Source organism: Sphingomonas sp. Mn802worker (assembly GCF_000382485.1).
Lineage (GTDB): Bacteria > Pseudomonadota > Alphaproteobacteria > Sphingomonadales > Sphingomonadaceae > Sphingomonas.
Genome location: NZ_AORY01000004.1, coordinates 570,517 through 594,228 on the forward strand (window position 1 = coordinate 570,517; position 23,712 = coordinate 594,228).

General features: G+C 66.1%; 16 protein-coding genes. 8 read left to right on the top strand and 8 right to left on the bottom strand.

Annotation, left to right across the window (positions count from 1 at the left end; all coding sequences use genetic code 11):
- Positions 1–45 precede the first annotated feature (45 nt).
- Entirely contained in the window at positions 46–1,044 is a 999-nt protein-coding gene (gene nadA, locus SMN802W_RS0106425) for a quinolinate synthase NadA (RefSeq protein ID WP_019516079.1), read from the top strand.
- 51 nt (positions 1,045–1,095) lie between these two features.
- A complete protein-coding gene (locus SMN802W_RS0106430; RefSeq protein ID WP_019516080.1) occupies positions 1,096–1,401 on the top strand; it encodes an excalibur calcium-binding domain-containing protein in 306 nt (101 codons plus the stop codon).
- Positions 1,402–1,413: 12 nt separating this feature from the next.
- Here the strand turns inward: SMN802W_RS0106430 and ppk2 are convergent, their stop codons facing one another.
- Positions 1,414–2,163 carry a polyphosphate kinase 2 gene (ppk2, locus tag SMN802W_RS0106435; RefSeq protein WP_019516081.1) on the bottom strand — a complete coding sequence of 250 codons (750 nt, stop codon included), beginning with the start codon at positions 2,161–2,163 and terminating at the stop codon, positions 1,414–1,416.
- Positions 2,164–2,234: 71 nt separating this feature from the next.
- Between ppk2 and SMN802W_RS0106440 the strand changes: the two genes are divergently transcribed.
- From SMN802W_RS0106440 to SMN802W_RS0106450, 3 genes are read left to right on the top strand one after another with little or no spacing between them, the layout of a single operon-like run.
- Positions 2,235–4,313, top strand: coding sequence for a prolyl oligopeptidase family serine peptidase (locus tag SMN802W_RS0106440; RefSeq protein ID WP_019516082.1), 2,079 nt, complete (start codon positions 2,235–2,237; stop codon positions 4,311–4,313).
- A 48-nt stretch (positions 4,314–4,361) separates the two neighbouring features.
- Positions 4,362–5,138 carry a metallophosphoesterase family protein gene (locus SMN802W_RS0106445; protein WP_019516083.1) on the top strand — a complete coding sequence of 259 codons (777 nt, stop codon included), beginning with the start codon at positions 4,362–4,364 and terminating at the stop codon, positions 5,136–5,138.
- Complete coding sequence (locus SMN802W_RS0106450; RefSeq protein ID WP_019516084.1) at positions 5,135–5,506, top strand: hypothetical protein; 372 nt, start codon at positions 5,135–5,137, stop codon at positions 5,504–5,506. Before SMN802W_RS0106445 ends, SMN802W_RS0106450 begins: the two co-directional genes overlap by 4 nt.
- 3 nt (positions 5,507–5,509) lie before the next feature.
- Here SMN802W_RS0106450 and SMN802W_RS0106455 read toward each other — a convergent pair whose 3' ends face one another.
- From SMN802W_RS0106455 to SMN802W_RS18175, 4 genes are all read right to left on the bottom strand, one after another.
- Positions 5,510–7,936: a TonB-dependent receptor gene (locus SMN802W_RS0106455; protein ID WP_019516085.1), complete on the bottom strand. Its 2,427-nt coding sequence runs from the start codon at positions 7,934–7,936 to the stop codon at positions 5,510–5,512.
- Between the two features lie 356 nt (positions 7,937–8,292).
- Positions 8,293–12,582, bottom strand: coding sequence for a DNA-directed RNA polymerase subunit beta' (rpoC, locus tag SMN802W_RS0106460; RefSeq protein ID WP_019516086.1), 4,290 nt, complete (start codon positions 12,580–12,582; stop codon positions 8,293–8,295).
- Between the two features lie 75 nt (positions 12,583–12,657).
- Positions 12,658–16,839, bottom strand: coding sequence for a DNA-directed RNA polymerase subunit beta (rpoB, locus tag SMN802W_RS0106465; protein WP_019516087.1), 4,182 nt, complete (start codon positions 16,837–16,839; stop codon positions 12,658–12,660).
- 116 nt (positions 16,840–16,955) lie between these two features.
- A complete protein-coding gene (locus SMN802W_RS18175; RefSeq protein ID WP_156818741.1) occupies positions 16,956–17,462 on the bottom strand; it encodes a hypothetical protein in 507 nt (168 codons plus the stop codon).
- Between the two features lie 421 nt (positions 17,463–17,883).
- Between SMN802W_RS18175 and SMN802W_RS0106475 the strand changes: the two genes are divergently transcribed.
- The gene (locus SMN802W_RS0106475; RefSeq protein WP_019516089.1) at positions 17,884–18,453 is read left to right on the top strand and encodes a hypothetical protein; all 570 of its coding nucleotides are present in this window, start codon (positions 17,884–17,886) and stop codon (positions 18,451–18,453) included.
- A gap of 257 nt (positions 18,454–18,710) precedes the next feature.
- On the opposite strand, the gene rplL is transcribed toward SMN802W_RS0106475, so the two are convergent.
- The gene (gene rplL / locus SMN802W_RS0106480; RefSeq protein WP_019516090.1) at positions 18,711–19,085 is read right to left on the bottom strand and encodes a 50S ribosomal protein L7/L12; all 375 of its coding nucleotides are present in this window, start codon (positions 19,083–19,085) and stop codon (positions 18,711–18,713) included.
- 66 nt (positions 19,086–19,151) lie between these two features.
- On the bottom strand, positions 19,152–19,667 hold the full coding sequence (gene rplJ, locus SMN802W_RS0106485) for a 50S ribosomal protein L10 (RefSeq protein ID WP_026325829.1): 516 nt from the start codon (positions 19,665–19,667) through the stop codon (positions 19,152–19,154).
- A gap of 430 nt (positions 19,668–20,097) precedes the next feature.
- Between rplJ and SMN802W_RS0106490 the strand changes: the two genes are divergently transcribed.
- Both SMN802W_RS0106490 and SMN802W_RS18820 read left to right on the top strand, forming a co-directional pair.
- Entirely contained in the window at positions 20,098–22,626 is a 2,529-nt protein-coding gene (locus tag SMN802W_RS0106490) for a PhoX family protein (RefSeq protein WP_019516092.1), read from the top strand.
- A gap of 179 nt (positions 22,627–22,805) precedes the next feature.
- Positions 22,806–22,940, top strand: coding sequence for a hypothetical protein (locus SMN802W_RS18820; protein WP_019516093.1), 135 nt, complete (start codon positions 22,806–22,808; stop codon positions 22,938–22,940).
- 21 nt (positions 22,941–22,961) lie between these two features.
- Here the strand turns inward: SMN802W_RS18820 and SMN802W_RS18480 are convergent, their stop codons facing one another.
- Positions 22,962–23,240 (bottom strand): TonB family protein, encoded by a 279-nt coding sequence (locus SMN802W_RS18480; RefSeq protein WP_162139998.1) that lies wholly within the window; start codon positions 23,238–23,240, stop codon positions 22,962–22,964.
- Positions 23,241–23,712: the final 472 nt, after the last annotated feature.

Sequence of the window (23,712 nt, forward strand, 5' to 3'; positions counted from 1 at the left end):
GCGAATGACTTGATCGCGCGCGCGCGCCGGGCCACATCGCGGCGCATGGAACAGCCGACCAACCTCGCGGGTCTCGATCTGCGCGCCGAGATCGACCGCCTTCGCCGTGAGCGCAATGCGGTGATCCTCGCGCATTACTACCAAAAGCCCGAGATACAGGATCTGGCCGATTTCGTGGGCGACAGCCTCGACCTCAGCCGCAAGGCCGCTGACACTGATGCCGACGTGATCGCCTTCTGCGGCGTGCGTTTCATGGCCGAAACCGCGAAGATCCTCAGCCCGAACAAGACGGTGGTGCTGCCCGACATGGACGCGGGCTGCAGCCTGGAGGACAGCTGTCCGCCCGAACAATTTGCCGCGTTCCGTGCGCAACACCCTGACGCGATCGCACTGACCTACATCAACTGCTCGGCCGAGGTGAAAGGGCTGTCCGATGTCATCGTGACGAGCAGTTCGGCCGAAAAGATCCTGAGCCAGATACCGGCATCACAGCCGATCATCTTCGGGCCGGACCGCAATCTCGGCGGCTATCTCGCGCGAAAGACCGGGCGCGACCTGATCCTGTGGCCGGGCGTGTGCATCGTCCACGAGGCGTTCAGCGAGACCGAGCTCCTGAAGCTCAAGGCGCAGCACGCGCACGCGCCGGTCGCGGCGCATCCGGAATGCCCGGCGGTGATCCTCGACCACGCCGATTACGTCGGCTCGACCCGCGGCATCCTCGACTATGCGATGGCGATGCCGGGCGACACGCTGATCGTCGCGACCGAGCCGCACATCATCCACCAGATGGAAAAGGCGCTGCCGGACAAGACCTTTATCGGTGCGCCGGGCGCGGACGGGAACTGCAACTGCAACATCTGTCCGTACATGGCGCTCAACACGATGGAGAAGCTCTACGTCGCCCTGCGCGACCTGACGCCTAGGATCGAGATCGAGGAAGGGCTGCGGCTCCGCGCGAAGAAGAGCCTCGATGCAATGCTGGCGATGGCGAGCGGGTCGGTCGGGCTGGGTGACCTTGGCCCGGTGCGCATCACCGGCGACTGAGCGACGGCGGCGCTTACCGCGCATTTACGATCGGCGACTAAGCTCGGCTCCATGTCGGAGCATAATCATAAGCAGAGCATCGCGATCCTGATCGGGGCGGGCGTTGTGGGCGCCGTTGTCGGTGTCGGCTCGACCACGACCGCCGGTACAGGCCGTGCTGCCGTGACGAAGGTGGCTCATGGCGTCGCTGTGGCTACAGGGGTGAAGCGTGCGCGCGAGCCGCAGCCGGGCGATCACTGGGGCGGATGCAACGATGCGCGCGCAGCCGGCACTGCACCGATCTACCGCGACGAGCCCGGCTACCGCGAGAACATGGACGGTGACGGCGACGGGATCGCGTGCGAGCCGATCCGCTGACGCGTGCGCGTCCTATTTCGCCAGCCTTCCGTCCTTCAACGCGTCCAGCTCGAAGGTAAACGATACCTCGCTGTTCGGTTGCTTGATGTCGTGCGACACCTCATCGTCCGCGACGGCGTGGAGCAGGTGACGGATCACCGCCTTGTGCGCAGCGGGCTTGTCGTCACCGCGCACGCAGGTCCACGGCGCCCACACGCTATGCGTCCGCTCCAGCATCACGTCGCGTGCGGCCGAATATTCGTCCCATTTGTCCTGCGCGACTGCGTCGAGCGATGACATCTTCAACGCCTTGAGTGGATTGGTGCGCCGCATGTCCAGCCGCCGCGCCTGCTCGTCCTTGTCGATGTCGAGCCATAGCTTGACCAGCTTGATCCCGTTCTCGACCAGCATGCGCTCGAAATCGGGTACGTCGCGCAGGAACTGCGCCTGCTCGGCGCGGGTGGAGAAGCCGTTGACGACCTCGACGCCCGCGCGATTGTACCAGCTGCGGTTGAAGATCACGAGTTCGCCGGCCGCGGGCAGGTGTGACACGTAGCGCTGGAAGTACCATTGCGACTGCTCGCGGTCACTCGGCTTCGGCAGCGCGATGACGCGGGTGTTGCGGACGGACAGATGCCTGGTGATCGCCTTGATCGTGCCGTCCTTACCCGCGGTGTCGCGACCTTCGAGCACGACGACCGCGCGCTCGCCGCTCTTCGCCATCGCCGCCTGCATCCGGACCAACCCGAGTTGCAGTTTGTGATCGTGCTTGGCCTTCCCCACCGTGCCTCCATACGCTTCATCGCCGCGACACGCCGGTTGAGCGGGTGCGGCAGGAAGGCTACGCTTAAGCCATGAAATCGCTCCTTCCGCTCGTTTCGCTTCTCGCTGTCGCCGCTGCCCCCGCGGCTGATCCCTATGCCTGGTTGGAGGATATCGAGGGCAGTCGCGCGCTGGGCCAGGTCAAGGCGTGGAATGCCGAGACCGAGCAGCTGCTGACGCGCGATCCGCGCTACGAACAGGATCGCGCGCGCGCCAAGGCGATCCTCGACGACGAGGCGCAGATCGCAGAGCCGGAAAGCATCCTGGGTGCCCGCGTCACCAACCTGTGGCGCGATGCGGCGCACCCGCGCGGGCTGTGGCGGGTGGCCAGCCTCGCCAGCTACACCGCGGGCAAGCCCGCATGGCGCACGCTGATCGACGTCGATGCGCTCGGCAAGGCGGAGGGCAAGAGCTGGGTGTGGCATGGCGCGCAGTGCCTCGAGCCCGATTACACGCGCTGCATGGTCGCGCTCAGCCCCGGCGGCACCGACGCGCAGGTGGTGCGCGAGTTCGACCTGAAGACCGGCGCGTTCGTGCCCGGCGGCTTCGTCCTGCCCGAGGCGAAGAGCCGCTATACCTGGATCGACCGCGATCACCTGCTGGTCGCGAGCGACTGGGGCGCGGGATCGCTGACCGTGTCGGGCTATCCCCGGATCGCCAAGGTATGGACGCGCGGCACCGCCATCACGGCGGCGAAGACGGTGCATGAGGCTCCCGCCTCGATCGTCGGGCTTGAGGTGAGCGCCCCCGTCGACGCAAAGCAGCGCTGGCCGATGATCGCGGTCAACACGACCTTCTTCCAGAGCGATTATATCGTACGGATGCCCGACGGGCGCTTCGTGCCGCTGTCGCTGCCGCAGGGAGCGGACGTGCGCGACGTGATCGATGGCCGCGCGATCGTGTCGTACAGCAAGCCCGCGAACGGCTTCGACGCCGGCGTGCTCGTCGCCTATTCGCTTGCTGACGCCGCCGCGGGGCGTGCGACGCCCGAGTTGGTCATGGCACCGACGAAGAGCCAGGCGGTCGAGGAGGTCAGCGCGACCGACAATGTGCTGTGGGTCAAGGTGCTCGACGACGTGTCGGGCAAGCTGATCGCGCTGCGTCGCGGCGCTGACGGCCGCTGGTCGCAGCGTGCGATGCCGCTCGCCGCCAACAGCACGATCCACATCACCGGCAGCTCGGGCGCGCGCGATATGGCGTTCGCGACCGTGGAGGGGATGCTTACCCCGCCGACGCTCTATGCGATCGGCGCCGATGCGAAGGTCACGTCGGTCCAGTCGCTCCCGCCGAAGTTCGACGTGAGCAAATATGCGGTAGCGCAGCATTTCGCGACATCGAAGGACGGCACGCGCGTGCCCTATTTCCTCGTGACGAAGAAGGGCGCGTCGCAGCCCGCGCCCGCGCTGATCCACGCTTATGGTGGTTTCCGCAACGCGCAAACGCCGACCTACCTGACCGACCAGCCGTACCGCGCCGGACCGCTGGCGCTGTTCTGGGTCGAGCAGGGCAATGCGTTCGTCCTCGCCAATATCCGCGGCGGCGGCGAGTACGGGCCGCGCTGGCATCAGGCGGGCCTGCGCGAGAAGCGGCAAAACGTGTTTGACGACCTGCATGCAGTCGCCGAGGATTTGGTCAAGACGGGGGTAAGCGCGCCGAAGAAGATCGCGATCTCCGGCCGCTCGAACGGCGGCCTGCTGGTCGGCGTCGCGATGGAGCAGCGCCCCAATCTGTACGGCGCGGTGATCGCGGGCTCGCCGCTCGAGGACATGCAGCGCTACTCGCATTTGTCCGCCGGCGCCTCGTGGATCGATGAATATGGCGATCCCGACAAGCCCGCCGAGTGGGCGTTCATCAGCAAATATTCGCCGTACCAGAATGTGAAGGCGGGCGTACGCTATCCGCCGGTGCTGTTCTATGGCTCGACCAAGGACGACCGCGTCCATCCCGGCCATGCACGGAAGCTCGCTGCGCTGCTGAAGGCGAACGGCAACACGGTCTACTTCCACGAATATCTCGAGGGCGGGCACTCGGTCGGCGCCGATCACGCAGAGGACGCGCGCCGCGCCGCATTGCTCGACGCGTTCCTCCGCCGTGAGTTGATGGGGAAATAGGCACCCGTGTGGCCGCTCGCGCGTTGTGGGCGGCCAAAGGGAGGCAAGATGACCAAGCTGTTCCACGTCAGCGACGTGCATTTCGGCGCCGAGGACCCGGCAGCGATCGCCTGGTTTAGTGAGCGTGTCGCCGCGGAGAAGCCCGACGCCGTCATCATGACCGGCGACCTGACGATGCGCGCCAAGCCGAAGGAGTTCCGCGCAGGCGGCGACTGGCTACGCTCGCTCGGTGTGCCGGTGACGCTTGAGGTCGGCAACCACGACATCCCTTATTACTGGGACCCGCTCCGCCGGCTGTTCTCGCCCTATTCGCGCTACGCCGCGGTGGAAAAGATGATCGAGCGTCCGCTCGACGTTGCCGGGATCGCGGTCATTCCGCTCAAGACGACCGCGCGTGCGCAGTGGCGCTGGAACTGGTCGAAGGGTCGCGTCAGCCCCGGCTCGCTCCGCCGCGCGCTGTCGCTGATCGCAGGCGTGCCGAAGGATCACCTGATCATCGTCGCCGGGCACCATCCGCTGATCGAGGGACCGACCAAGGGAACAGCCAGGACCAAGTACGGCGACCAGGCGCTGGTCGCGCTGGCAGAGGCGGGGGCGGATGCGGTGCTGTCGGGCCATGTCCACGATCCGTTCGACGTACCTTACACCCACGCGGGCCGTACCGTGCGACTGATCGGCGCGGGGACGCTGTCGAAGCGCGTGCGCCACTCGCCACCCGCGTTCAACGAACTCCGCATCGAAGGGCAAGCGATCACCACCATCGTGCGCACGATGGAGGGTGACCAGACGCTTGCGATCGGCGAACCGGTGCGCGAGCCCGCATGATGCGCCGACTGCTCGCCTTTACGATCCTGCTGGTCGCCGCCGCGCCCATCGACAAGGCCGGCGTGACGCGGAGCGACAAGGCGGGGCCATCGCGCGCGGACCGGCGGCTGAAGGCGGACGTGCTGAAGGGCATGCAACGCTATTCGGTGGCGGCCTACCGCTGCGCGCGGCTCGACCGGGTGCAGGCGCAGTCGCTGCCGAACCGCTTTCGCGCCGGCTCGCCGATCTACCGCCGCGGCGGGCATTGGGAGGAATGGTCAGCACGCGCGTGCGGACAGCGCCGGACCTTTCTGGTGGCGATGTCGCCGAGCCGCCGCGGCGGGATCGACTTCACGATTGAGCCGCTGCGCTCGTCGAAGCGACGCTGAGGCTCAACGCCTGAGCCGCAGCGTCGCGCCGATCGTCCGCGGGTCGCTGGGGGTTGCCAGGATCAGTCCCGAATTGCCCGCCTGCACGGTTACGTTCTGCACGTAATCGCTATCGAACAGGTTGCGCGCGAACAGCGCCACCTCCAACCCGTCGCGAAAGCGGTAGCCGATGTTGGCGTTAGTTAGATTGTAGCCGCGAATATAGGTGAAGCGCGACAGGCTCGGGTCGCCGCTATAGCCGCTGCGCGACGCGGTATCGACGTGGAGGAACACCGATCCGTCGCCCAGCGGCTGCTCGATGTCCGCGCCCGCGGTGGCGCTCAATCGCGGCAGCGACGCGAGCCGCCGTCCGGTCAGGCTGCACCGCGTTGTTGCCGCGGTCTGCACCTCGAGCGGGCAGGGGCCGGCGGGATAATCGCTATACTCGCCATCGGCGTAGGCGAGCCCGGCGCGCAACGACACGCCCGGCAGCACCAGCGCGGTCGCATCGGCCTCGATCCCCTTCACCGTGACCTCGGGAATGTTCGACAGATAGCCACGCAGCTGCGCGGTCTGCGTCACAGAATTCTCGACCACCGTTGCCTGGAAATCGCGCACCTTGGTGTAGAAACCGTCGATGTTGAACACCAGCCGCCGGCCGAATGCCTGCGTCTTCAGGCCGACCTCATAGGTCTCGTTGCGCTCGGGCCGTACCACCGCGGTCGCCAGCACCGGGCGGTTGTTGCTGTCGAGCGGCAGGCCCGACATGTTGATGCCGCCCGACTTGAACCCGCGCGCGTAGCTCACGTAGCCGAGCACGCCGTCGGTGATGTCGACCGCGATGTTGCCGCGCCCCGACAGGCTGCCGTCGCTATCGTGCGCGGAATAGGATTGCGCGCGCAGAATGTTGAGCCGCGCGTTGTTGAGCGCGGCGATCGACGTCGCCGGACCGCCTGACACGGTCGTGTCGTAAAAGCCGTCCTTGTTCTCGTGCGTGTAGCGCAGCCCCGCGGTTAACGTGACGCGGTCGATCACGCGCCAGTTCGCTTCACCAAAGGCGGCGTAGCTGGTGCTGCGGAACTCGGTGCGCCCGTCCTGACCGTAGCCGTCGAGCAGGTTTGACGGCACCGCGATCGGCGTCGCGTTGGTGGCACTGGTCGGCACGCTTTGCCCGATCAGCCAGCCCGCCCCTGCGGGACCGTAAATGCTGATCGGCCGCCCGGTGATCTTCTGTGAGAAAGCGTAGAGGCCGACGACATAGCCGAGCCGCCGTTCACCGTTGGAGGCGAGCCGCAGTTCCTGGCTGATCTGGTCCTGCCGCGACGGAATGTGCTGGCTTAGCTGGATCGGCAGACCGATATAATCGCGGTCGTTCTCCGCATCCCAGTTCCAGAACCGCCATGCGGTGACCGAGGTGATCGTCGCCGGTCCGATGTTCCAGTCGGCGATCGCCGACACGCCGCCCTCGTTGGTGTCGGTGCCGAGCGGACCGTCGATGTCGGTCACGCGGTTGCGGTAGTCGAGCGAGGGCAACGTATAGCCGAACTGTCGCGCGAGCGCGGGAAACTGCCGGTTCGCCGCGCGCAGGCTGCTGCCGACGACGTATGGCACCTGCGTGCAGCAATAGGCTTGGAAGTTGGTGAAGTCGGCCGACAGTTTCAGCTGGATGCGGTCGTCGGGCTTGAACAGCAATTGTCCCCGTACGGCCTGCGTGCCGAGCGTATTGGCGTCGCGCCCGGTGCGGACATTGTCGATCACGCCGTCCCGCCGCGTCGACACGCCCGACAGGCGATAGGCGACCGTGTCGCTGATCGGACCCGATACCCAACCCTTCGCCTGCACGAAATTATAGCTTCCGTAGGACAGCTCGGCGAAGCCCTCGGGCGTGAAGCTCGGCGCGCGTGTCGTGATGTTGATCGCGCCCGCGGTCGTGTTCTTGCCGAACAGGGTGCCCTGGGGTCCGCGCAGTTCCTCGACCTGCGCCACGTCGGCGAAGTCGAATGCGGCGGTCGCCGGCCGCGCGTGATAGACCTGGTCGACATAGAAGCCGACGCCCGATTCCAGCCCATCGTTCGCCTGACTGACCGCGACGACGCTCGATCCGAGCCCGCGGATCGTGAAGGCGGTGTTGCGCGGGTTGGCGGAGGAATAGTTGAGGCTGGGTATGAGCGTCGTCAGTGCCTGCGTGTTCACCGCATAAGCCTGGTCGAGCAACGTGCCGCCGACGACCGACAGCGACGTCGGAATCCGCTGCGCATCTTCGGCGCGGCGGCGAGCGGTAACGATGACGGTGGGCAGCCCCTCTGCGTCGTCGCTGGCCGTCGCTTCACTGGTCGCGGTGGTCGGCGCTACGTCGCTGGTGGGCGTGGCGACCGGTTCGGCCGTCTGCGCCGTCGCGGGCAGTGCAAGCGTGGCAAGCGCGACCGAAGTCAGCAATGATGCGAAGTTCATGAAAACGGCCCCTTTGGCGTGCCGGCGGCGGTTTGACGCTGTCCGGTGCGAAGGTGCTCATGGCGCTATGTCCGACTGAATACAACAGCCATATTCAAGCGGATATGACTCGTTTGGCGTGGACCATTTCTCCGACATTGCGCTGTGTCACCAGCGTCGCTTCTATCGTCACCTCGAACTTGATCCGGGTTCTGCTCCATCCGAGACGTGACGACGGCGGTAACGTGACGCTCGCACGTCCCGAAAGCGGGGAGGGCGCCTCTGATCTGCGCCAGTCTGCACGATCCCGCCCAAACGAAAACCGCCGTCCGGTTACCCGGACGGCGGCTCGCGTTTTCACGTCGTGACCTGAACGATCAGTCGTTCAGATACTCGCCTGCATCGGCGTCGGTGCCGGTGCCTGACGGCACGACCTCGGCCAGCGGATCGCTGCCGGTGCCGGTGTCGTCGCGCGGGCTGCGCGCGTCCTCGGCGGCCTTAACCTGCGCCGCGGTGCCGGCCGCGATCATCGCGTCCTGCAACTTGCGCTGCTGTACCCGCAGCGCTGCGTCACGCGACGAGGCTGCGACACGCAGGCGGTTCATGCCCGCGCCGGTGCCCGCCGGGATCAGGCGGCCGACGATCACGTTCTCCTTCAGGCCCATCAGCGTGTCTTGCTTGCCCTGGACCGCCGCCTCGGTGAGGACGCGGGTGGTTTCCTGGAACGACGCCGCCGAGATGAACGAACGCGTCTGCAGGCTCGCCTTGGTGATGCCGAGCAGCACGGGCTTGCCCTGTGCCGGCGCCTGACCCTTTTCGAGCTTGGCGTTGATCGCGTCCATTTCCTCGCGATCGACCTGCTCGCCCGCCAGCAGCGTGGTGTCGCCGCCCTCGGTGATCTCGACCTTTTGCAGCATCTGACGAACGATCGTCTCGATGTGCTTGTCGTTGATCTTCACGCCCTGCAATCGATAGACCTCCTGGATCTCCGACACGAGGTATTCCGCCAGTGGCTCGATCCCGAGCACCTCAAGGATATCGTGCGGATCGGGCGAGCCGCCGATCAGATTGTCGCCACGCTTGACGTAGTCGCCTTCCTGAACGTCGATCACCTTCGACTTCGGAATCAGATACTCGACGACCTCGCCGCCATCCTCGGGCTGGATGCCGATCTTGCGCTTCGCCTTGTAGTCCTTGCCGAACACGACGCGACCGGAGACCTTTGCGATGATCGCATTCTCCTTCGGCTTGCGCGCCTCGAACAACTCGGCAACGCGCGGCAGACCGCCGGTGATGTCGCGGGTCTTGGCCGACTCGCGCGCCACGCGGGCAAGCACGTCACCGGCGTGGACGGTCGCATTGTCCTCGACCGACAGCACCGCGCCGGGTGCGAGCATGTAGCGTGCCGCCTCACCCGAACCCTCGTCGAGGAGCGTCATGCGCGGACGCAGATCCTCCTTCGACTTGGTGGTGGCGCGGTGCTCGGTCACGACGCGCTGGGCGATACCCGTCGCTTCGTCGACCTGCTCGGTCAGCGTCTTGCCCTCGACCAGATCCTGGAACTTCACGGTGCCGCCGGTCTCGGTGATCACCGGCATGGTGAACGGATCCCACTCGGCCATCCGGTCGCCCTTCGACACGATGTGACCGTCGTCGAACATGACATACGCACCGTAAGGGATGCGATCGACCGACAGCTCGCGACCGTCCATGTCCTTGATCACGATCTCGCCCGACCGGCTCAGCACCACGCGGCGGCCGCGCTGGTCGACGATCACGCGCAGGTCGCGGTATTCCGCGGTGCCGTCTGCGTGCGCCTCCAGGTTGGACGTCTCGTTCAGCTGCGCCGCACCGCCGATGTGGAAGGTGCGCATCGTCAGCTGCGTGCCCGGCTCACCGATCGACTGCGCGGCGATGACGCCGACCGCCTCACCGATGTTGACCGGCGTACCGCGCGCGAGGTCACGGCCGTAGCACTTGCCGCACACGCCGATCTTGCTCTCGCAGACCAGCGGCGAGCGGATCTTCATGCCCTGCACGCCCATCGCCTCGATCTGCGCCACCATCGGCTCGTCGAGCAGCGTGCCGATCGGGATGACGACCTTGCCATCCTTGTCGACCACGTCCTCGGCCGTGGTGCGGCCCAGGATACGCTCGCCGAGCGACGCGATCGTGCTGCCGCCCTGAACGATCGCCTTCATCTCCAGCGCCCGCTCGGTGCCGCAGTCAAGCTCGACGATGGTGCAGTCCTGCGACACGTCGACCAGACGACGGGTCAGGTAACCCGAGTTCGCCGTCTTGAGCGCCGTGTCGGCCAGACCCTTACGCGCGCCGTGGGTCGAGTTGAAGTATTCAAGGACGGTCAGGCCTTCCTTGAAGTTCGAGATAATCGGCGTTTCGATGATCTCGCCCGACGGTTTGGCCATGAGGCCGCGCATGCCGGCCAGCTGCTTGATCTGCGCCTGCGAACCACGCGCACCAGAGTGCGCCATCATGTAGATCGAGTTGATCGGCTTCTCGCGACCCGCGTTCGCACCCGCGTCGTCACCATAGTGACGGACGGCCTTGATCTCGTTCATCATCGAGTTGGCGACCTGGTCACCGCAGCGCGACCACGCGTCGATCACCTTGTTGTACTTCTCCTGCTGCGTGATCAGGCCGTCCTGATACTGCTGCTCGAAATCCTTCACCTGATCGCGCGTCTCGTCGACCAGCACGTCCTTGTCGGGCGCGATGATCATGTCGTCCTTGCCGAACGAGATGCCGGCCTTGAACGCGTGACGGAAACCGAGCGCCATGATCGCGTCGGCGAACAGCACGGTTTCCTTCTGACCAGTGTGGCGATACACCTCGTCGATCACGTCGCCGACGTCCTTCTTGGTCAGCAGCCGGTTGACGGTGTCGAACGGCACCTTGTGGCTCTTCGGCAGCGTCTCTCCCAGCAGCATGCGGCCGGGCGTGGTCTCGAAGCGCTTGAGGTATTGCTTGCCGGCCTCGTCGGTCTGCGGAACGCGGCTGATGACCTTGGTGTGGAGCGTCACCGCACCCGAGTCGAGCGCCTGATGCACCTCGGCCATGTCGGACAACAGCATGCCTTCGCCCGGCTCCTTCTCCTTCATCATGGAGAGGTAATACAGGCCCAGCACCATGTCCTGCGACGGCACGATGATCGGCTTGCCGTTGGCGGGCGAGAGGATGTTGTTGGTCGACATCATCAGCACGCGCGCTTCCAGCTGCGCTTCCAGCGACAGCGGGACGTGCACAGCCATCTGGTCACCGTCAAAGTCGGCGTTGAACGCCGAGCAGACCAGCGGGTGAAGCTGGATCGCCTTGCCCTCGATCAGCACCGGCTCGAACGCCTGGATGCCCAGACGGTGGAGCGTCGGTGCGCGGTTCAGCATGACCGGATGCTCGCGGATCACCTCGTCCAGGATGTCCCAGACTTCCTTACGCTCCTTCTCGACCCACTTCTTCGCCTGCTTGAGCGTCATGCTCAGGCCCTTGGCGTCGAGGCGCGCGTAGATGAACGGCTTGAACAGCTCGAGCGCCATCTTCTTGGGCAGCCCGCACTGGTGCAGCTTGAGCTCCGGTCCGGTCACGATGACCGAGCGGCCCGAATAGTCGACGCGCTTGCCGAGCAGGTTCTGGCGGAAGCGGCCCTGCTTGCCCTTGAGCATGTCGGACAGCGACTTGAGCGGACGCTTGTTGGCACCGGTGATCGTGCGACCACGGCGGCCATTGTCGAACAGTGCATCGACCGCTTCCTGCAACATGCGCTTCTCGTTGCGCACGATGATGTCGGGCGCGCGCAGCTCCATCAGCCGCTTCAGGCGGTTGTTGCGGTTGATGACGCGGCGGTAGAGATCGTTCAGGTCCGACGTCGCGAAGCGACCGCCGTCGAGCGGCACCAGCGGACGCAGCTCGGGCGGAATGACCGGCACGACCTCGAGGATCATCCACTCGGGACGGTTGCCCGATTCAAGGAAGCTCTCGACGACCTTCAGCCGCTTGATGATCTTCTTGGGCTTCAGCTCCGACTTGGTGGTCGCCAGCTCTTCGAGCAGCGCAACCTTCTCACCCTCGAGATCGAGGTTCTCGAGCATGACGCGCACGGCCTCGGCGCCGATGCCGGCCGAGAAGGCGTCCTCGCCATATTCGTCCTGCGCCTCGAGCAGCTCATCCTCGGTCAGCAGCTGGAACTTCTCGAGCGGGGTCAGGCCCGGCTCGATCACGATATACGCCTCGAAGTAGAGCACGCGCTCGAGCTGCTTCAGCTGCATGTCGAGCAGCAGGCCGATGCGGCTCGGCAGCGACTTCAGGAACCAGATGTGCGCGACCGGCGCGGCGAGCTCAATATGGCCCATCCGCTCGCGACGGACCTTCGACACGGTGACTTCGACACCGCACTTCTCGCACACGATGCCCTTGTACTTCATGCGCTTGTACTTGCCGCACAGGCACTCGTAGTCCTTGATCGGACCGAAGATGCGCGCGCAGAACAGGCCGTCACGCTCGGGCTTGAACGTGCGGTAGTTGATCGTTTCCGGCTTCTTGATCTCGCCGAACGACCACGAACGGATGCGATCGGGCGATGCGATGCCGATCTGGATCTGGTCAAAGGTTTCCGGCTTCGCGAGCGGATTGGCGAAATTGGTCAGTTCGTTCATGATTTCGTCCCTCTAGGGGTAAGCTGTCCAGGCGGGAGGGCCGGGCGTCGCATTCGTAATGCGACGCCCAAACCGTTACTCCGCGGCCTCGGCCATGCCGTCGTCCTCGGACTCTTCCATCGACTTCAGGTCGACGTTGAGGCCCAGCGAGCGCATTTCCTTGACCAGCACGTTGAAGCTCTCGGGGATGCCGGCCTCGAACGTGTCGTCGCCCTTGACGATCGCCTCGTAGACCTTGGTGCGGCCGACCACGTCGTCCGACTTCACCGTCAGCATCTCCTGCAGCGTATAGGCGGCGCCGTAGGCCTGGAGCGCCCAGACCTCCATCTCGCCGAAACGCTGACCGCCGAACTGCGCCTTGCCGCCCAGCGGCTGCTGGGTGACGAGGCTGTACGGCCCGATCGAACGCGCGTGGATCTTGTCGTCGACCAAGTGGTGGAGCTTCAGCATGTAGATGATGCCCACGGTCACCTTGCGATCGAACTTGTCGCCGGTACGCCCGTCAAACAGATCCGACTGACCCGACGAGTCGAGGCCTGCCAGCGCCAGCATGTCCGACACGTCCTTCTCGACGGCGCCGTCGAACACCGGAGTGCCCATCGGAACGCCACCGCGCAGGTTCTGCGCCAGCTCAACGATCTCCTCACCCGAACGGGCGCGGATGTCGTCGAGGTAATGCTCGCCGTAGACTTCCTCCAGCCGCGCCTTGACCGCGTCGGGCATCGCGCCCGCCGCCGCATCAGGGTTCGCCTCGCGCCAGTCATCGAGCTGCTGTGCGATCTGCTGACCGAGACCGCGCGCGGCCCAGCCCAGGTGCGTCTCGAAGATCTGCCCGACGTTCATGCGGCTCGGCACGCCCAGCGGGTTGAGCACCAGGTCGACCGGCGTCCCATCGGCGAGGAACGGCATGTCCTCGGCCGGCAGGATGCGGCTGATGACGCCCTTGTTGCCGTGACGGCCGGCCATCTTGTCGCCCGGCTGCAGCTTGCGCTTCACCGCGACGAACACCTTGACCATCTTGAGCACGCCCGGCGGCAGTTCGTCGCCACGCTCCAGCTTCTCGCGGCGATCCTCGAACTTGTCGCGGATACGCTTGGCCGCCTCGTCGTACTGGCCCTTCACGGCTTCCAGGTTCGCCTGAACGGCATCGTCCTGCACCGCGAACTTCCACCATTCGTGGCGGTCGACCGAGTCGAGCAGGTCCATGTCGATGGTCGAGCCCTTCTTGACGCCCTTCGGCGCCGCGGTCGCGACCTGATCGAGCAGCATCTCGCGCAGACGGCTCCACGTCGCCCGGTTGAGGATCGTGCGCTCGTCGTCCGAGTCCTTCTTCAGGCGCTCAATTTCCTCGCGCTCGATCGCCATCGCGCGCTCGTCCTTGTCGATGCCGTGACGATTGAAGACGCGCACGTCGACGATCGTGCCGGCAACGCCCGGCGGCAGGCGCAAGGACGTGTCGCGCACGTCCGACGCCTTTTCACCGAAGATCGCGCGTAGCAGCTTCTCTTCCGGCGTCATCGGGCTCTCGCCCTTCGGCGTGATCTTGCCGACCAGGATATCGCCCGGCTCGACCTCGGCACCGACGTAGACGATGCCCGCCTCGTCGAGGTTGCGCAGTGCTTCCTCGCCGACGTTGGGGATGTCGCGGGTGATGTCCTCCGGCCCCAGCTTGGTGTCGCGAGCCATCACTTCGAACTCGTCGATATGGATCGACGTGAACACGTCGTCCTTCACGATCCGCTCGCTGATGAGGATCGAATCCTCGTAGTTGTAGCCGTTCCACGGCATGAACGCGACCAACGCGTTGCGGCCCAGCGCCAGCTCGCCGAACTCGGTCGACGGACCGTCGGCCAGCACGTCGCCTGCCTTCACCACGTCGCCCACCTTTACCAGCGGACGCTGGTTGATGCAGGTCGACTGGTTGGAGCGCTGGAACTTCATCAGCGTGTAGATGTCGACGCCGCTCTCGTTCGCATCGACCTCACCGGTCGCGCGAATGACGATACGGGCCGCATCGACCTGATCGACCACGCCGGCGCGCTTGGCCGAGATCGCGGCGCCCGAATCGCGCGCCACCGTCTCTTCCATGCCGGTGCCGACGAACGGCGCCTCGGCCTTGACCAGCGGCACCGCCTGGCGCTGCATGTTCGAGCCCATCAGCGCGCGGTTCGCGTCGTCGTTCTCAAGGAACGGAATGAGCGAGGCCGCGACCGACACGAGCTGCTTGGGCGACACGTCCATCAGCGTCACCGTCTCGGGCAACGCCATCAGGAACTCGCCAGCCTGACGCGCGGAGACCAGCTCCTCGGCGAACGAACCGTCCTCGTTCAGCTCGGCCGACGCCTGCGCGACGGTGTGCTTCTGCTCCTCCATCGCCGACAGGTAGACGACCTCGTTGGTGACCCGACCGTCGACGATCTTGCGGTACGGCGTTTCGATGAAGCCGTACTTGTTGACGCGCGCGAACGTCGAAAGCGAGTTGATCAGACCGATGTTCGGGCCTTCCGGCGTCTCGATCGGGCAGATGCGGCCGTAGTGTGTCGGGTGAACGTCGCGGACCTCGAAGCCCGCACGCTCACGCGTCAGACCGCCCGGCCCGAGCGCCGAGACGCGACGCTTGTGCGTCACTTCGGACAAGGGGTTGGTCTGGTCCATGAACTGCGACAGCTGCGACGAACCGAAGAACTCGCGCACCGCGGCAACCGCGGGCTTCGCGTTGATCAGGTCGTTCGGCATCACGGTCGAGACGTCGACCGACGACATGCGCTCCTTGACCGCACGCTCCATGCGGAGCAGGCCGACACGGTACTGGTTCTCCAGCAGCTCGCCGACCGACCGCACGCGGCGATTGCCGAGGTTGTCGATGTCGTCGATCTCGCCCTTGCCGTCCTTGAGCCCGACCAGCGTCTTGACGACCGCCAGGATGTCCTCGGTACGCAGCGTCGTGTGCGTGTCCGGCGCATCCAGCTCCAGGCGCATGTTCAACTTGACGCGACCGACCGCTGAAAGGTCGTAGCGATCGGGATCGAAGAAGAGGCCCGCAAACAGCGACTCTGCGGTCTCCAGCGTCGGCGGCTCGCCCGGGCGCATAACGCGGTAGATGTCCGACAGCGCCTGCTCGCGCTCCTCGGCCTTGTCAGCCTTGAGCGTGTTGCGGATCCACGGACCCGTCGTGACATGATCGATGTCGAGCAGCTCGACACGGTCGAGCCCGGCCTTGTCAAGCTTCTCCATGCTGTCGGGACCGATCTCATCACCGGCCTCGACGTAGATCTCGCCCGTCTGCTCGTTGATGAGGTCGTAGGCCGAGTAGCGACCGTAGATTTCTTCGGTCGGAATCAGCAGCGTCTCCAGACCATCCTTCGCGGCCTTGTTGGCGGCGCGCGGGGTGATCTTGGTGCCGGCGGCGAAGATCACCTCGCCCGACTTCGCGTCGACGATGTCGAACGACGGCTTCACGCCGCGCCAGTTCTCGGCCGCGAACGGGATCTGCCAGCCACCCTGACCGCGCACAAAGGTGACGCGGTTGTAGAACTGGTTGAGGATTTCCTCGGAGTTGAGGCCGAGTGCATACAGCAGCGCCGTCACCGGCAGCTTGCGCTTGCGGTCGATGCGGACGTTGACGATGTCCTTGGCGTCGAACTCGAAATCGAGCCACGAGCCGCGGTACGGGATCACGCGTGCGGCGAACAGGAACTTGCCCGATGCGTGCGTCTTGCCACGATCATGGTCGAACAGGACGCCCGGCGAGCGGTGCATCTGGCTGACGATCACACGCTCGGTACCGTTGATGAAGAACGTGCCGTTCTCCGTCATCAGCGGCATGTCGCCCATGTAGACGTCCTGCTCCTTGATATCGAGCACCGAGCGGGTCTCCGTATCGGGATCCACCTCGAACACGATCAAGCGCAAAGTAACGCGCATCGGCGCGGCATAGGTGATGCCGCGCTGGCGGCATTCCTCGACGTCGAACTTCGGCGGCTCGAGCTCGTAATTGACGAAGTCGAGTTCGGCGGTGCCCGCGAAGTCGCGGATCGGGAAGACGCTGCGCAGCGTCTTCTCGAGACCCGAGACATAACCGATCGACGCGTCGGAGCGCAGGAACTGCTCGTAGCTTTCGCGCTGCACCTCGATCAGGTTCGGCATCTGCACCACTTCGTGGATGTTGCCGAACACCTTGCGGATGCGGCGCTTGCGCGTTCCGCCGTTGGTGTCGCCCGAGCGGGCGGTGCCCGCGTCGATCGCCTTGGTTGCCATGTTGAGCGTTGCCTCGTCAGCGAAAAAGAAATCACGAAGCGCAAAGAACGGCGAAAGGCCGCACGTCTGATCCCGTGAGGGAGACGGCAGCCTCAAGCGTCCTGTATCCAGCATCTCTATCCGTACGAGGCGCTGCGCGACGGCGCCCCATGTCCCGAAATGCTGGAAGAGATCGCGATATAGGGCAGGGGTGCCATCCAGTCAATGAACGACGGCCGCCACAAACGTCGATCGCCGCGAAACGATCCCGTCGCGCCGGCCGCTCGGATCGGCGCAGTCGACGGGATCGGCGATGTGTCGCCGCGGCTGAAATGGTTGACCTCCACCGCGTTCGCGCTAGCGCCACGCATCATGATCGTTCCGTGTCGTACCCGCGTATCGCCCGCGCGCCTTTCGCTCGCCTTGTTGCTCGTGACGAGCGCGCCCGCGGCACTGGCGCAATCCTCGACGCCCGCCGCGACCCCGACCCTGTCATTGCCGCCGATCACCTTTTCACTGCCCTCGGGCACGCCGACGCCCGCCGCGACGCCTGAGCCGGCGCCGACGCCCAGCCCGACACCGCGCGCGACTCCGGCCCCGCGCGCCAAGCCCAGCCCGCGTACAACGCCAGCGGCGCTGGCCACGCCAATTCCGCGTACCGCTCCATCACCGCAGGCCGCTCCGACGCCGCGCGCCACCCCCGTCGAACGCACAGGTGCGACCCCGGTGGTGGCGATAACACCTTCGCCGGCACCGACACCCGCACCAATGCCTTCGCCCACGATCGCAGCGCCGACGCCGAGCCCGAGCGTCAGCTCTTCAGCCGCCGCGGCTGTGACGCCGGCCAGCGAAGACGGGGGAGGCTTGAACTGGCTTTGGTTGGTCGGCGTCGCGGTTATCGCCGGAGCCGGATGGTGGTGGTGGCAACGCCGCACTGCCTCCGCGATTGCGGAACCAGAAGACGTCTTTGTCGCCGATCCGGTCACTGCTGAACCAGTCGTTCCAGAGCCTTTAGCAGCGGGGTCGATCCCGCCAGCAGCAGCCGTTGCCACCTCGGCACCGCGAATGCTCGCACGGCGCAGTTCGGCCGCCGCGACACTTCCCGCGTCGGATAGCGTCGCGCAGCCGCGCGCCTGGATCGAGCTGGAGCTGCGTCCCCGTCGCGCCGGTGTCAATCTCGTCACCGCGACTGCCGACGTGGAGATCGTCGTACGTAACCGCGGCGAGATCGAGACGCGCAACGTCCGCCTCGACGCGCGGCTCACCAGCGCGCGCGCCGACCAGGATGCGGAACTCGGACAGATCTTCGCGCAGATCGGCGGTCGTCCGGCAGCGACGCCGTTCTCGCTCGCGCCGGGAGCGGAGCGGGTGGTGCGCGCGTTAGTGACGCTGCCGCGCGACAACATCAACGTGCTGACCGCTGCCGATCGTCCGATGTTCGTGCCGGTCGTGACGGTCAACGCGCGCTACGTGCCGAGCGATGCAGCAGCAGGCGAGGGGCAGACCGCGCAGGCGTTTGCGCTCGGGATCGAGCGTCCCGGCGCGGCGAAACTCGCACCTTTCTGGCTCGATGGCCCGGCGCGCATGTTCGAGACGGTGGCGGCGCGCCCGCATGCGCTGGCAGTGTCGAGCTGAGGCTTCAGTAGGCGCTAGGTGAGGGCGCCCACGCGGGGCCGTCGACAATGTAATGACGCAGCCTTGAGCCACGCTGATGCTGGCTTCGTAGGTAGCGCAAAAGAAAAGGGCGGCGCCGCCGGAGCTGGCCGCCCTTGTTCTGGTGGCCGCGGCGTCATGGAAGTGAAGTCCATGACGTCGACGCTCGGCGGAGCCGAGCCCCGGCCGGCCTTGCGGCAGGTCAGGGTTGGCTTGCCAACCCCGCCCGCCGCTGCGGCTTACTTCAGCTCGACGGTCGCGCCGGCTTCTTCCAGCTGCTTCTTGACCTTCTCGGCCTCGTCCTTGCTCACGCCTTCCTTGACGGGCTTCGGCGCGCCTTCGACCAGGGCCTTCGCCTCGGTCAGGCCCAGGCCGGTGATCGCGCGGACTTCCTTGATGACGTTGATCTTCTTGCCGCCGTCGCCGGTCAGGATCACGTCGAACTCGGTCTTCTCTTCGGCGGCCGGAGCAGCGGCGCCGCCGGCTGCCGGAGCCGCTGCAACCGCCGCTGCGGCCGAGACGCCCCACTTCTCTTCGAGCATCTTCGAGAGCTCAGCGGCCTCGAGGACGGTCAGTTCGCTCAGCTGGTCAACCAGCGCGTTCAGGTCTGCCATGATTTTATTCCCATTTGCGGGGACCATTGGTCCCGTTCGTCAACAAAATGAACTTGCCCGAAGAACTCAGGCGGCTTCCTTCTCGGCATAAGCCGACAGGACGCGCGCGATCTGAGCCGCGGGTGCCTGCGCGATCGTCGCCAGCTTCGTGGCGGGTGCCACGACGAGGCCGATGATCTTGGCGCGCAGCTCGTCAAGCGAGGGCAGCGTCGCCAATGCCTGTACGCCCGCCAGGTCGAGCGCGGTTGCGCCCATCGCGCCGCCGACGATCTCGAACTTGTCGGTCGTCTTGGCGAAATCGACCGCGACCTTTGCCGCCGCGACCGGATCGACCGAGGTGGCGAGGCCGACCGGACCGGTCAGCATGTCGCCGATCGAGCCATAGTCGGTGCCGTCGAGCGCGATCCTGGCAAGCTTGTTCTTCGAGACCTTGTATACCGCGCCGGCATCCCGCATCCGGTTGCGCAAGTCGGTCGACTGCGCGACCGTCATGCCGAGGTTGCGGGTGACAACCACCACGCCGACCTCGGAGAAGGTGCTGTTCAGCTCGGCAACGGCTGCGCTTTTCTGCGCACGATCCATGCCATTCTCCACGTTCATGAGCGCCCGCCCGAAAGCGAACGCCCGGTTGCTTGCCCCGCACGCGCCGAGTGGCACGAACGGTGTGTCCGACGATGGGGAAGGGGATGCCCGCTGGGAGCAGCATCGCGGGCGGCGCTTGGCCGGACCGGGACACGTTCAAATCCTGTTTCCCCGTCTCGGTGGGAGATTAAGCCGCGGCAGATCCGCGGCACCCACTGTCTTGGACGGATGAGCCGAACGGGGCGAGCCCCACGCGGTTCGAGCGTGCCTTTAGCAGATTGCGTCCGGCGCGCAAGCGGCAAGCGCTTTGTCGCATAACTGCAACGCACACGTCATCCGATCATCACCGAATTGCCACCGCCGTGTCGTGCTAGCCAGTCAAAGCGTCGGCATGGCGCCGTGGGAGTGGCGCGATTTCGGGGGATTTCACATGACCGGGTTCAGCCTCACCGCCATCGACTATGACGATGGCGACATCGATACCAACGCCAGCGGCAACCCGCATTTGAATGAGATCGTCCGGCAACGCTATTCGCGGCGGCAGACGCTGCTTGGCGGTCTGTCGGCGATGACCACCGCCGCGTTCGGCTCGGTGCTGCTCTCGGCGTGCGGCGGCGACGAGCTCGACGATCCAGGCGTGGTGGTGAGCGCAGGCGGCGCGATCACGACCTCGGCCGGCCGTACCGTGACGCTGAACGGCACCGCCGGCAACAACGCGACCGGCTCAGGCTTCACGCAGGTGAGCGGCCCGGCGGTGACGCTCAGCACCGTAGGCGGCGTCACGTCCTTCGTCGCGCCGGCCGTGTCTGCCGCGACCGTGCTGGTTTTCCGCTTCTCGGCCAGCGGAAAGAACGGCCAGACAAGCAGCAGCGACACGACCGTCACGGTCAACCCGGCGTCGCTCGCCTTCACCGCAGTGTCGAAGAACCTGAACGACGTCGTTACCGTGCCGGAGGGCTATTCGGTCGGTGTCTTGTATCGCCTGGGTGACCCGATCGCGTCGAGCGTCGGCGTGTTCGCCAACGACGGACAGGACACCAACTTCGCACAGCGTGCCGGCGACCACCATGACGGGATGAGCTTCTTCGGCCTCGGCGCGACCGGCAGCGCACCCGATGCCGCCAACAACATCCGTGGCATGCTGGTGCTCAATCACGAGAATATCACCCAGGCCTATCTCCACCAGGCCGGCCCGACGACTGTCGGCGGCCGCCGTCCCGAAGCGGAGGCGATCAAGGAGATCGAGGCGCACGGCGTCTCCGCGATCGAGATCACCCGCGCGAGCGGCGGGGCATGGAGCTACGTTCAGGCGTCTGCGCTCAACCGCCGCGTGACCCCCAACACCCCGACCGTGTTCAACGGGCCCGTTCGCGGCAATGCGCAGCTGCGCACGCTCTACTCGCCGGACGCGACCGCGGGGCGCGGAACGATCAACAATTGCGCCAACGGCCAGATGCCGTGGCACACCTATCTGACCAACGAGGAAAACTGGGCCGGCTATTTCCGCCGCACGGCGGGCGATGCCGCGATCCGTACCGCTGCGGGTCTGTCGAAGCAGAACGTATCGTTGGCGCGCTACGGTGTGCGTGAGGGGGCGAGCGGCAATTACGGCTGGTCGACCGTCCAGCCTTTGACTGCGGGTGACACGCGCTTCGCCAAGTGGAACGCGACGGCGACCCCCAGCCTCGCCGCCGACGGCAGCGCCGACTTCCGCAACGAGCCGTTCCAATACGGTTGGGTGGTCGAGATCGACCCGTTCAACCCCGCCGCGCCCCCGCGCAAGCGCACCGCGCTCGGCCGCATGAACCACGAGGGGTGCTGGCCCGGCCGCACGGTCGCGGGCACGCGCCCAGCGTTCTACATGGGCGACGACGCGCAGAACGAGTACATTTACAAGTTCGTGTCGACCACTGCGTGGGCGGACGCTGACGCGAGCAACGCCGACCGGCTGGCGATCGGTGACAAATATCTCGATGCGGGCACGCTCTACGTCGCGCGCTTCAACGCCGACGGCACGGGCCAGTGGCTGCCGCTCGTCTTCGGGCAGAATGGGCTGACTGCGGCGAACGCCACCTATCCCTTCGCTGACCAGGCCGACGTGCTGATCAACACCCGGCTCGCCGCCGACGTGCTGGGCGCGACCAAGATGGACCGGCCCGAATGGACTGCGGTCAATCCGGTCAACGGCGAGATGTACTGCACGCTGACCAACAATTCGTCGCGCATGCCCGCGAACACCGACGCGTCCAATCCGCGCGCCTACACCGATCCCAAGCTGCCGCAGGGTGATGTCGTCAATGCCGATCCGCCCACCTCGGCGCAGGCGACGCGCGGCAACGCCAACGGCCATGTCATCCGCCTGCGCGAGAACGGCGACACGACCGAGGCGACCGCCTTCACCTGGGACATCTACGCGTTCGGCTCGGGCGCGGACCTCGATCGCGCGAACATCAACCTGTCGGGCCTCGACGCGACGAACGATTTCTCTTCGCCAGACGGATTGTGGTTCGGACGCAATACCAACGTGACCGGACAGGTTGCGCCGGTGCTGTGGATCGAGACCGACGACGGCGCCTATACCGATGTCACCAATTGCATGCTGCTCGCCGCCCTTCCGGGCCGCGTCGGCGACGGCGGCACGCGCACGGTCAACAACACGCTGACCACCGCGGCGGGCGTGACGACCACCAGTACGACGACCACGCGCATCGGCGCCGCACCCGGCGCGAACCTGAAGCGCTTTCTCGTCGGACCGAAGGAGTGCGAGATTACCGGCATCACCTCGACGCCGGACGGCCGCTCGCTGTTCGTCAATATCCAGCATCCGGGTGAGAACGGCAGCGCCAGCAATATTACCTCCAGCTGGCCGGCATCGCAGAACGGGCAGGGCGGCAGCAGCCGTCCGCGCTCCGCGACGATCGTCATCACGAAGAACGATGGCGGCATCGTCGGGATCTGAGCGACGAGGGGGAGGGCGCCGGCACGCGCGTCCTCCCTCGCGACTTTGTGTCAGAACCGTGACGCAAGCAGCCGAACCGGCCGCGCCTTTGACACCGCCGTTCATCAGGCGTACACCATCACGACGGACCGGGTGACCCCGGACAGGTGGCTCCGGCTCCGTTTTGGAGAGGACGCCACATGACCACGATCAAGCAAGTCCAGCACACAGGCGGCATCGCCGCCGCGGCCCTTGGCCTGTCGGCCGCCGCGATCATCTTTGCGCAAGCCACGGCGAGCGCGATGGTGTTCCTGGGCGAACTGCTGATCCGATGAGTCCCGATCGGCTTTCGCCGATCACTCCAGCCACCAGCGCTGCCGCCAGCCGCGCTGCTCGCTGACGGGCACGCCTCCGGCTGAACGCGCGGGGGCGTAGCGAAACCGCGCCTCGACCAGCCGGCAGGTCGTCGTGTCGAGCGCGGTGTTTCCGCTCGTCCCGGTCACGACGCAGCCGCGTGCCCGGCCGTCCGCTCCGACCTCGAACGACACCGTCACGCTGCCGCCGATCCTGGCGGCGCGCTCCTGCTTGGGATAGTCGCGCGGCGTGATCGTCCCCGCGATCAGCCGCGCCCGCATGCCCCCTGATCCGTTCTCGTCACCGGCTCCCATACCTGATCCGGTGCCATCTACGCCCGCGCCGGTCCCGCCACCAGCCGAGGCCGTGCCGGCGTCCGATGCAATGCCTTGCTGCGGGAGGAGCGGCGCGAACTGCTCAACGGGTGGAGAAATGATCGCGACCGGTGCTACAACGGCGCTTCGCTCTGCCTTGGCGCCTGCGCGGCCATTCACTTTCGTTCGCGAAGGCGATGGCCGCATCCGAGAGCGCTCAGACGGCGGCGCTGGCGGGACGACGTCGAACGTCGTGAGCGTTCGATCGGGCGCGATCACCGGTAGCGGAGCACTTGCGTGCAGGATGAACCAGAGGAGCCCTGCGTGCAGTGCCGTCACCGCGCTGGCGCTGATCGCGCGCTCGCGTCCATTAGCGACCATGGCTGCACGATAGCGCGAAACGGTCGTCCAGCGTAGCCGGTACCGGACGCGACGAGCG